General features: G+C 58.6%; 9 protein-coding genes. 4 read left to right on the top strand and 5 right to left on the bottom strand.

Annotation, left to right across the window (positions count from 1 at the left end; all coding sequences use genetic code 11):
• Positions 1 to 166: 166 nt before the first annotated feature.
• The 3 genes from rdgC (at position 167) to sugE (ending at position 2,628) form a co-directional block, all read left to right on the top strand.
• Complete coding sequence (gene rdgC / locus HX869_RS29435; protein WP_008430455.1) at positions 167 to 1,087, top strand: recombination-associated protein RdgC; 921 nt, start codon at positions 167 to 169, stop codon at positions 1,085 to 1,087.
• Between the two features lie 155 nt (positions 1,088 to 1,242).
• Positions 1,243 to 2,208, top strand: coding sequence for a bile acid:sodium symporter family protein (locus HX869_RS29430; protein WP_178904058.1), 966 nt, complete (start codon positions 1,243 to 1,245; stop codon positions 2,206 to 2,208).
• Positions 2,209 to 2,313: 105 nt separating this feature from the next.
• Positions 2,314 to 2,628: a quaternary ammonium compound efflux SMR transporter SugE gene (gene sugE / locus HX869_RS29425; protein ID WP_003190128.1), complete on the top strand. Its 315-nt coding sequence runs from the start codon at positions 2,314 to 2,316 to the stop codon at positions 2,626 to 2,628.
• A gap of 78 nt (positions 2,629 to 2,706) precedes the next feature.
• Here the strand turns inward: sugE and HX869_RS29420 are convergent, their stop codons facing one another.
• From HX869_RS29420 to HX869_RS29400, 5 genes are all read right to left on the bottom strand, one after another.
• Positions 2,707 to 4,188: a M91 family zinc metallopeptidase gene (locus HX869_RS29420; protein WP_178904057.1), complete on the bottom strand. Its 1,482-nt coding sequence runs from the start codon at positions 4,186 to 4,188 to the stop codon at positions 2,707 to 2,709.
• A gap of 176 nt (positions 4,189 to 4,364) precedes the next feature.
• On the bottom strand, positions 4,365 to 6,239 hold the full coding sequence (locus tag HX869_RS29415) for an MFS transporter (RefSeq protein ID WP_008430445.1): 1,875 nt from the start codon (positions 6,237 to 6,239) through the stop codon (positions 4,365 to 4,367).
• 69 nt (positions 6,240 to 6,308) lie between these two features.
• Complete coding sequence (locus tag HX869_RS29410; RefSeq protein WP_003212376.1) at positions 6,309 to 7,463, bottom strand: TDT family transporter; 1,155 nt, start codon at positions 7,461 to 7,463, stop codon at positions 6,309 to 6,311.
• Between the two features lie 106 nt (positions 7,464 to 7,569).
• The gene (locus HX869_RS29405; RefSeq protein WP_178904056.1) at positions 7,570 to 7,881 is read right to left on the bottom strand and encodes a cupin domain-containing protein; all 312 of its coding nucleotides are present in this window, start codon (positions 7,879 to 7,881) and stop codon (positions 7,570 to 7,572) included.
• A gap of 41 nt (positions 7,882 to 7,922) precedes the next feature.
• Entirely contained in the window at positions 7,923 to 9,116 is a 1,194-nt protein-coding gene (locus HX869_RS29400) for an MFS transporter (protein ID WP_178904055.1), read from the bottom strand.
• Positions 9,117 to 9,207: 91 nt separating this feature from the next.
• On the opposite strand from HX869_RS29400, the gene HX869_RS29395 reads away from it, so the two are divergent.
• Positions 9,208 to 9,753 carry a TetR/AcrR family transcriptional regulator gene (locus tag HX869_RS29395; protein WP_087695266.1) on the top strand — a complete coding sequence of 182 codons (546 nt, stop codon included), beginning with the start codon at positions 9,208 to 9,210 and terminating at the stop codon, positions 9,751 to 9,753.
• Positions 9,754 to 9,921 lie beyond the last annotated feature (168 nt).

Genomic DNA, 9,921 nt, shown 5'->3' with positions numbered 1-9,921 from the left:
CACCCTTCACTTTCGGTGTGGCGCGCATTCTACGGAGCGACCCATGGTCTGGCAAGCACTTTCTTAAATAATTTTTTTCAGGCCTTCCAATGGCTTAGCGAGGGTTGGCCTATGACGCCATGAGGAGAATAATGCCCCCCTTTGTATATAAGGAGAGACTCACCCCATGTGGTTCAAAAACCTGCTTATCTATCGCCTGACCCAAGATCTGCCTGTTGATGCCGAGGCGTTGGAAACTGCACTGGCCACCAAACTGGCGCGCCCTTGTGCAAGCCAGGAGTTGACCACTTACGGTTTCGTCGCCCCTTTCGGTAAAGGCGAAGACGCGCCCCTGGTACACGTCAGCGGTGATTTCCTGCTGATCGCTGCGCGCAAGGAAGAACGTATCCTGCCGGGTAGCGTGGTGCGTGATGCGGTGAAGGAAAAGGTCGAAGAGATCGAAGCCGAGCAAATGCGCAAGGTCTACAAAAAGGAACGCGACCAGATCAAGGATGAAATCATCCAGGCCTTCCTGCCGCGCGCGTTTATCCGTCGCTCGTCGACCTTCGCCGCCATCGCGCCGAAACAGGGCCTGATCCTGGTGAACTCCGCCAGCCCGAAACGTGCCGAAGACCTGCTGTCCACCCTGCGTGAAGTGATCGGCACCCTGCCAGTACGTCCGCTGACCGTGAAAACCGCGCCAACCGCCATCATGACCGACTGGGTCACCACCCAGAAACCGGCCGATGACTTCTTCGTCCTCGACGAATGCGAACTGCGCGACACCCACGAAGACGGCGGCATCGTGCGCTGCAAACGCCAGGACCTGACCGGCGAAGAGATCCAGCTGCACCTGACCACCGGCAAAGTCGTGACCCAGTTGTCCCTGGCTTGGCAGGACAAGCTGTCCTTCATGCTGGACGACAAAATGACCGTCAAGCGCCTGAAGTTCGAAGACCTGCTGCAGGATCAGGCGGAACAGGACGGTGGCGACGAAGCACTGGGTCAGCAGGACGCCAGCTTTACCCTGATGATGCTGACGTTTGGCGACTTCCTGCCGGCGTTGGTTGAGGCACTGGGTGGCGAAGAGACCCCACAAGGTATCTAAAGCCTTGTGAAGATCAAAATGTGGGAGCGGGCTTGCTCGCGAATGCGTCCTTTCAGTTGATATCTTCCTGGCTGACACACCGCATTCGCGAGCAAGCCCGCTCCCACATTTGATCGCATGCGCACTTCCAAAATCGAATAACAAGGACCAACCCCATGCGTGCACTCGCCGCCTTGAGCCGTTTCGTCGGCAATACCTTCGCCTACTGGGTGCTGATTTTTGCCGTGGTTGCGTTCCTGCAACCCGCCTGGTTTCTCGGTCTCAAAGGCGCCATCGTGCCGCTGTTGGGCCTGGTGATGTTCGGCATGGGGCTGACCCTCAAACTTGAAGACTTCGCTGAAGTCGCGCGCCATCCGTGGCGCGTGGCATTGGGTGTGGTCGCGCATTTCGTGATCATGCCCGGCGTGGCCTGGCTGCTGTGTCAGGTCTTTCACCTGCCACCGGAAATTGCCGTCGGTGTGATCCTCGTCGGCTGCTGCCCGAGCGGCACGTCGTCCAACGTCATGACCTGGCTGGCCCGGGGCGACCTGGCCCTGTCGGTGGCCATCGCCGCCGTCACCACCCTCCTCGCTCCGCTGCTGACGCCCGCGCTGATCTGGCTGCTGGCCTCGGCCTGGTTGCCGGTGTCGTTCATGGAGTTGTTCTGGTCGATCCTGCAAGTGGTGCTGCTGCCGATCGTGTTGGGCGTGGTGGCGCAGCGCTTGCTGGGCGCCCGGGTACAGCATGCGGTCGAGGTGTTGCCGCTGGTGTCGGTGGTCAGCATCGTGGCGATTGTCGCCGCCGTGGTGGCGGCCAGCCAGGCGAAGATTGCCGAGTCGGGCCTGTTGATCATGGCGGTGGTGATCCTGCATAACACCTTTGGCTTCCTGCTGGGCTATTTCACCGGCCGTGTGTTCGGGCTGCCGCTGGCACAACGCAAATCCCTGTCGCTGGAAGTGGGCATGCAGAACTCCGGCTTGGGCGCCGCACTGGCAAGTGCGCACTTCTCGCCACTGGCGGCGGTGCCGAGTGCGCTGTTCAGCGTCTGGCACAATATTTCCGGGGCACTCCTGGCTACGTACTTCCGGCGAATGAGCGAAAAGGAAGACCGCGAATTGTTGGCGGGCAAGTCCGAAACTTGATCACCTGATCAATATTCGGCACTCTACCGGGCTTCGCGGGGACGACCCTGCGACGCAATCAAGCGCTTAATCCGGGGACGACCCCACCTAAGAAGGGAGGTCATCATGTCCTGGATCATTCTGTTTTTTGCCGGACTGTTTGAAGTCGGCTGGGCCGTCGGACTGAAATACACCGACGGTTTCAGCAAGCCACTGCCCACGGCCCTGACGATTGCCGCCATGGCCGTCAGCCTCGGACTGTTGGGGCTGGCCATGAAGGAACTGCCGCTGGGCACCGCCTATGCCATCTGGACCGGCGTCGGTGCAGTGGGCACGGTGATTGCCGGGATTATCCTGTTCGGGGAGTCCATGGCGCTGTTTCGACTGGCCAGTGTGGCGTTGATTATCTGTGGGCTGATCGGGCTCAAGATCAGCGCCTGAGCCACTCACCGGCAATAAAAACAAGGTGGACTTAATAGTCCACCGAGTACGGCACGCTATTTACTACTCTGTGATGCATCAGACGTCATAGTAGCGTTCACGCGGTTCTTTCCCCCATTCCTTGTAAAGTGCATTTTCGTTATACGGCTCCGGGTTTGTACTGGTAGGGGGCGTTGAGGGGTCATTATCAAAATCATAAGGTTCACCGTCCGTTGGTAACCCAACGGCTTGCCGCTCCAAATTTGGCTCACGAGTTGGCCTGCGGGGATCGCTAGTTTCTGGCGGTACTTCAGTTTCTCCGGGCAAGAACTTACCGTCGACACCGTCGTACGCATGGGCGAACTCATGGAACAGGGTTGAGACGCCTGGACGCTCGTACTTGTCCATAATGAACGAAGGGTTGTAGGAGACTGTTGCATCATCAGCCGGCATACCTGGCGTGTTATTAGTGATGAATCCGTGTTGCGAATCTTGAGGTGGGTGCTCATTGAGCGGTTGTAAGTCCTTACGTCCGTACTTATAAAAGATACCCTCCGACTCTGGCACCTTCTCTATTTTTATCGGCGCGGGAGTCTTGTCTAACGCCCCAAGCATTTTTTGCCCTACTGGAGAACCCCGAAAAAACTCTAGATCATCTTCAACGCGCTGCTTGAACTCACCATCCCCTTTAACCTCAAACGCTTTTTTACCAACGTCAGACGGCGTCACCTCAACGAACTTAGAGTTCCCCGTGCGTTTTATAGTGTCGTCTTTCTTGCCGTAAACAATATCCTTATCAGATACTGAATTAACCGTATCCTGCCCCTTGCCGGTATAAATTGTATTCTGACCAGCACCACCATCTACAACATCATTTCCCTTTCCGCCATTCATGACGTTCTTCCCACCGCCTCCACGCAGCGAATCATTGCCGCTGCCACCGTCCATGTAAGTGCCACCACCTGCTCCCCGCAACTTGTCGTTGCCGTTACCCCCATACATGACGCTATATGCCGAGCCTCCGGTGATCGTGTCATCCCCATCGTTGCCCTCGGCATACCCGACACCGCTGCCCAATTGAATGGTGTCATTACCAACACCGCCGTAGACATTGGTCCTGCCGCCTCCAGCGTTGAATCGATCGTTGCCGGCTCCCAGCTTGACGCTGACGGGCACTTTTACGTCGTCGTCAATAGTGACATTGTCGTCTCCGCCGTTGCTTTGGATCTCAAGATGCTGCTGACCATTACTCTTGGTATCGAAAGGAATGTCGTAGGTCTTGCCATTAATCTCGGCGGTCAATCCTCCATCAGCCGAATTTTTAATATGAATTTTGTCCGCGCTGTCACCCGTCTTAATCGTTAACGCCTGGTCTTTTGGCGGGGAGAAAAAACCACGCCCGCCGCCCCTAACACTTAAATCTATCTGGACCCCACCTTCGTTGAATGGCATATTCGGGATGATATTTATCGGCGCAGAAGGCTCGCCCTGTTTATCCTGTAACTTATCGGAGGGTGCTGTAGAAAGAGTATGTAAAGGCGGTTGTAAAGCGGGAGGGTTAGTACTCACTTGCATGTTCATCGAAAATCATCCTTAGCGTTAGACAACTACGATGACTGCGTGGCAATTAGAAAGAAATGGTTCCGCAGGATGAGTGATTTATTACCCAAAACTACAAACTGCAAGCGTTGTCCCACATCAAAGTCAGTCCCTGCCCAGGCCCTTCAGCGCAGAAGGTCCTGAGCACCAGAACTTGACTACTTGAGATCACCCCTCAACGTGCCAACCAGACCATGCAACGCCTCGGGCGTCGCCGCCTCCACCGTCACCGGCGCGCCGGCCACCAGGGTCACTCGCGACCAGATCCGGTGAAAGAAGCCCTTGTTCGGATCGCGACTGAAGAAACTCCCCCACAACCCCTGCAACGCCATCGGAATCACCGGCACCGGCGTCTCTGCAAGAATCCGCGTCACGCCGCTTCGGAACTCGTTCATCTCGCCATCGGAGGTCAATTTTCCTTCCGGGAAGATGCACACCAGCTCGCCGTCCTTCAGATAGTGGGCAATCCGCTGGAAGGCCTTTTCGTAGATCTGGATGTCCTCATGCCGCCCGGCAATCGGAATCGCCCCGGCAGTGCGGAAGATAAAGTTCAAAACCGGCAGGTTGTAGATCTTGTAGTACATGACAAAACGAATCGGCCGACGCACCGAACCGGCAATCAACAGCGCATCGACAAACGACACGTGATTGCACACCAGCAACGCCGCGCCCTCGTCCGGGATCAGCTCGAGGTTCTTGTGCTCGACGCGGTACATGGAATGGCTGAGCAGCCAGATCATGAAACGCATGGTGAACTCGGGCACGATCTTGAAGATGTAGGTGTTGACCGCGATGTTCAGCAGCGACACCACCAGGAACAGCTCGGGAATCGACAGCTTGGCCACGCTCAGCAGCAGGATCGAGACGATCGCCGAGACCACCATGAACAGCGCATTGAGAATGTTGTTGGCCGCGATCACCCGCGCCCGCTCGTTCTCGGCGGTACGCGACTGAATCAACGCGTACAGCGGCACGATATAGAAGCCGCCGAATACGCCAAGGCCGAGGATATCGAACAACACCCACCACGCCTGGCCGTAACTCAGCACGGCGATCCAGTCGTTGGCCTGGACGTTCTGCGGGAAGCCGCCGGAATGCCACCACAACAGCAGGCCGAACACGGTCAAACCGAACGAGCCGAACGGCACCAGGCCGATCTCGACTTTGCGCCCGGAGAGCTTTTCGCACAGCATCGAACCCAGTGCGATGCCCACCGAGAACACCGTGAGGATCAGCGTTACCACAGTCTCGTCGCCGTACATCCATTCCTTGGCGTAGGCCGGGATTTGCGTCAGGTAGATCGCGCCGACAAACCAGAACCACGAGTTGCCGACAATCGAGCGCGACACCGCCGGTGTCTGCCCCAGGCCGAGCTTCAAGGTGGCCCAGGACTGACTGAAGATATTCCAGTTCAGGCGCATCTCGGGGCTGGACGCCGCCGCGCGCGGAATGCTGCGGCTGGCCAGGTAGCCCAGCACCGCAATGCCGACGATGGCCGTCGAGACCACCGGCGCGTAATGGGTGGACGACATCATGATCCCGGCGCCAATGGTGCCCGCGAGGATCGCGAGGAACGTGCCCATTTCCACCAGGCCATTGCCGCCCACCAGCTCATCTTCGTGCAGGGCCTGGGGCATGATCGAGTATTTCACCGGCCCGAACAGCGCCGAGTGCGTGCCCATAGCAAACAGCGCCAGCAGCATCAGCTCCAGGTGGTTGAACATGAAACCCACCGCGCCCACGGACATGATCACGATTTCGCCGATCTTGATCACCCGGATCAGCGCGTCCTTGTTGAACTTCTCGCCAAATTGCCCGGCCAGGGCCGAGAACAGGAAGAACGGCAGGATAAACAGCAACGCGCAGAGATTGACCCAGATCGAGCGGTCGCCCTCGATGGTCAGCTTGTAGAGAATCGCCAGGATCAACGACTGCTTGAATATATTGTCGTTGAACGCACCAAGGGACTGGGTAATGAAGAACGGCAGGAAACGCCGTTTGCGCAGCAAAGTGAATTGCGAGGGGTGGCTCATCGTCCGTGTTCCTGCGTGGCCTGAAGGCTGTTATTGGTTTTTCCAGGCCACGACTTTACCTAATCCTGCTTACTTATTCGCTAGTCCTGCAATGCACGGCGATACAAAAAGCTCGCCTTTATAGGCGCCCTGCACCGTGCGCTTGGCGACGATCAGCCACATCAGCGCCAGCGCCGCCACCAACACGCAACCAACGATGCTGAAAAAACCCAGGTGCAAGGTGCTCGCCAGTTTCAGCGTGGCCAGCGAGTACACGCCCAACGGGAAGGTGAAGCCCCACCAGCCAAGGTTGAACGGGATACCGGCCCGCAGGTAACGCAGGGTGATCAGCACCGCGATCAGCATCCACCACAAGCCGAAGCCCCACAGGGTGATGCCTGCGACCAGGCCGATGCCGTTGGCCATCTCACCGACGCCGGGCAGACCGTTGGCGGCAAAGATGGCAGGTGCATCACCGCCCAGTACCAGCATGCCCAGGGCACCGGTGCCGATGGGACCTAGAGCCAGCCAACTCGACGCGGCCATATTGGCGTGTGGCAGTTTATGCAGGGCCATGCGCAGCATCAGGATGGTCAGGATGCTGAACGCCACCGGCAGGGAAAACGCCCACAGCACGTAGCTGGTCACCAGCATCACCAGTTGCGAATGGGCGTCGGCCAGGTGCGGCGCCAGCAGGCCACCGCTGGCGGCGGCGACTTCCGCGGCCACCACCGGCAACAGCCACACGGCAGTCATCTGGTCGATGCTGTGTTCCTGACGGGTGAACATCATGAACGGGATCAGCACCCCGCAGGCCAGGGCCATCGCGACGTCGAGCCACCACAGCACCTCGGCCAGTTGCACCACGCCATCCCCCCAGCGCGGCACGCCGAACAGCAGGAAGCCGTTGATAATGGTCGCCAGGCCCATGGGGATGGTGCCGAAGAACATCGACACCGTGGAGTGCCCGAAAATGCGCCGGGCCTCGTGGAAAAACATCACCCAGCGCGCCGCATACAGCACGCTGAACAGCACAAACAGGCCGATGGTAAACAGCCACAGCCCTTCGGCGACGGCATGCAACCCCGATACGCTGACCGGCAATTGCGCCAGCGCCAACGCCAGCACCCCGGTGCCCATGGTGGCGGCAAACCAGTTGGGGGTGAACTGGCGAATCACTTCCCGGGGACGGGTCAGGTGACTGAAGGGTTTCAAGCTGCTGTGAAGCGTATTCGGGCAAGTCATGGTGTAGTCCTCTTCCTCGCATGAGGTTGAGACCATGGTAGAACCGAATCGAATATCTATATAACGGGTAATATCTCTAACTGTTATCTGTTTCGTAGATATGTGATTAAACGCTGCCTTCGGTTTCAATCACCAGAATCCGTGCGGGGCCCTGTGGATGGGCCACATGCTCGGTGCCGACACTGGCGTAGAAGATGTCGCCTACCTCAAGCAAGGCCATCTGTTCGCTGCCGTTTTCGCGATAGTGCATCTGCACCTGGCCATCAAGCACCACGAACACCTCTTCGCCGTCATTCACGTGCCAGCGATACGGCTGGTCGGTCCAATGCAAACGGGTGGTGATGCCGTTCATATTGGCTATGTCCAGCGCCTCCCAGGCGCGGGTGCCGGTGAATTCTTTGCTGCGGATGATCTTCATGGGTGAATCCCAAGGCGTAAGGGTGACGAATTATTACCGAATCAATTACCCGCCGTCGCCCTGCTCTTCGCCAAATCCTGCATTAGCAACGCCACCAACGCGCCGAGTGCCAATACGATCAGCACCACGCCATAACCGTCGGTGGTGGCGATCAAACCGAAGGTGCGCGTCAAGTTGCCCGCCAACAGCGACGGCACACAGAACGCCAGGTAACTCAGCACATAGAACGCCGACATCAAGCCCGCCCGCTCATGGGGCAAGGCCAACGGCAAAACACTGCGCAGCGCACCGAGGAATCCCGAGCCAAAACCACCGCCGGCGATCAGCGTGGCAATGAAGAACAGCGGCAGGCTGGCGCTGTGGACGGCCGTGAGGATCAGCGCAACACCCACCGCCAGCAGCACGGCGCCCAACCGCAGGACTTTGTCCGCCGGGCGGTTGCGCAGGCTGAAAATCATCACCGCCCCGCTCAGCGTCAACACCGCCACCAGTCCGCCGCCGATCAGGTTCGAGGTGGACCCGGTCGCCGCCCGCACCAGCGAGGGCGCCAGGGACAGATAAAAACCGCCCATGGCCCATACGGCTACGTCTACCGGCAACGAGATCCACAAGGCCCGTCGGGCCTGGGGCGGTACATGCAAGGTGGGCCATAGCGAGGCCAGGGCCCCCGGAATCCGGCTGACTGTCTCCGGCAGGCGCCAGACGTACAATGCCTGCAGGATCATCAACCCGAGCAGGGTCCAGTAAATCAACGTGGTCGGCATCGGCGCGAACTCCACCAGCAGACTGCAGCCCATGGCCCCGCACGCCATGCCCAGCAAAGGCGCTACGCTGTTGATCAGCGGGCCTTGCTGGCGGTCGGTGTCGAGCAATGCGGCGCCCAGCACAGCGGTGGCCATGCCGGTGGCAAAGCCTTGTACCGTGCGGGCGGCAACCAGCCAGCCGACACTGTCGGCATTGATAAACAGCAGCATCGCCAGCATATCGAGGAGCAGCGCGGCAAAAATTACCGGCTTGCGCCCCAGGTGGTCCGACAGTGAACCCACGGTCAGCAATGCAGCCAGCAGGCTCAAGGCGTAAATGCCAAATACCAGGGTCAACATCGCCGCCGAAAAGTGCAGGCCCTCTTGATAGAGGTGGTACAACGGGGTCGGCGCGCTGGAGGCGGCGAGAAACGTCAGCAAGGTGATCGCCAGAAACACCAGGCTGGAACGATGAGAAGTAACGCTGGACATGGGCACGCTCCGCTAAAGCTAATATTTTGCTTTTGCGGAGTGTGCTACCGGATGGCGCTTAAAGCAAATTCTTTGTGTTAAGGTTTTACGCATGGCGATAAAAGAAGGGCTCCGCCCGGGGGGCCGTAGTGCCCGGGTCCAGGAATCAGTGCATTCGGCGGTGCGTGAATTGCTCGAAGAGCAGGACCGTTCCAGCGTGACCGTGCCGCAGATAGCCACGCGCGCCGGAGTGACGCCTTCGACCATCTACCGGCGCTGGGGTGACTTGGCGGCGCTGCTGGCCGATGTTGCGATGGCCCGTCTGCGCCCGGACAGTGAGCCGGCTGATACCGGCAGCCTGCGCGGAGACCTGCGGGCCTGGGGTGAGCAATACCGTGATGAGATGAGCTCGGACCTTGGCCGCGAGATGATGCGTGATGTGCAATGCAGTCAAGCGCCGGGGTATTGCGTGGGGATTCTCACCGGGCAGTTGGAGACGATCCTGGATCGGTACACCGACGACGCCGGGACACTTCCCAGCGTGGATCGGCTGATCAATTTGATCGTTGCGCCCACCGTGTTTCGTAATCTGTTTTCTACCGCGCCGCTTGAGGTTGAAGAACTGCATGAGCTGATTGAGTTGGCTTTGCTGCCGTAAGGTGGTTTGTGGGTTTGGGTTTGGATTTGGGTGTATATCCGTTATTTGGGTTGTTGCTGATATGGGTTCCGCTCTTACAGCGGCTCACTTTTGAAAAGCGCAAAAGTAAGCAAAACGCTCTTGCCCCACCACTCGGCACCTCGCCCAGGCTCGGTGTGCCCTCACTCC

Source organism: Pseudomonas sp. P7779 (assembly GCF_013386315.1).
GTDB lineage: Bacteria > Pseudomonadota > Gammaproteobacteria > Pseudomonadales > Pseudomonadaceae > Aquipseudomonas.
This window is presented reverse-complemented; position numbering and strand designations above follow the sequence as displayed.

Excerpts from the sequence above, each read along its gene's own strand:
- HX869_RS29415 (WP_008430445.1), bottom strand. The coding sequence starts at position 6,239 with ATGAGCCACCCCTCGCAATTCACTTTGCTGCGCAAACGGCGTTTCCTG.
- HX869_RS29410 (WP_003212376.1), bottom strand. The coding sequence starts at position 7,463 with ATGACTTGCCCGAATACGCTTCACAGCAGCTTGAAACCCTTCAGTCAC.
- HX869_RS29395 (WP_087695266.1), top strand. The coding sequence starts at position 9,208 with ATGGCGATAAAAGAAGGGCTCCGCCCGGGGGGCCGTAGTGCCCGGGTC.
- rdgC (WP_008430455.1), top strand. The coding sequence starts at position 167 with ATGTGGTTCAAAAACCTGCTTATCTATCGCCTGACCCAAGATCTGCCT.
- HX869_RS29400 (WP_178904055.1), bottom strand. The coding sequence starts at position 9,116 with ATGTCCAGCGTTACTTCTCATCGTTCCAGCCTGGTGTTTCTGGCGATC.
- HX869_RS29420 (WP_178904057.1), bottom strand. The coding sequence starts at position 4,188 with ATGAACATGCAAGTGAGTACTAACCCTCCCGCTTTACAACCGCCTTTA.
- HX869_RS29405 (WP_178904056.1), bottom strand. The coding sequence starts at position 7,881 with ATGAAGATCATCCGCAGCAAAGAATTCACCGGCACCCGCGCCTGGGAG.
- HX869_RS29430 (WP_178904058.1), top strand. The coding sequence starts at position 1,243 with ATGCGTGCACTCGCCGCCTTGAGCCGTTTCGTCGGCAATACCTTCGCC.
- sugE (WP_003190128.1), top strand. The coding sequence starts at position 2,314 with ATGTCCTGGATCATTCTGTTTTTTGCCGGACTGTTTGAAGTCGGCTGG.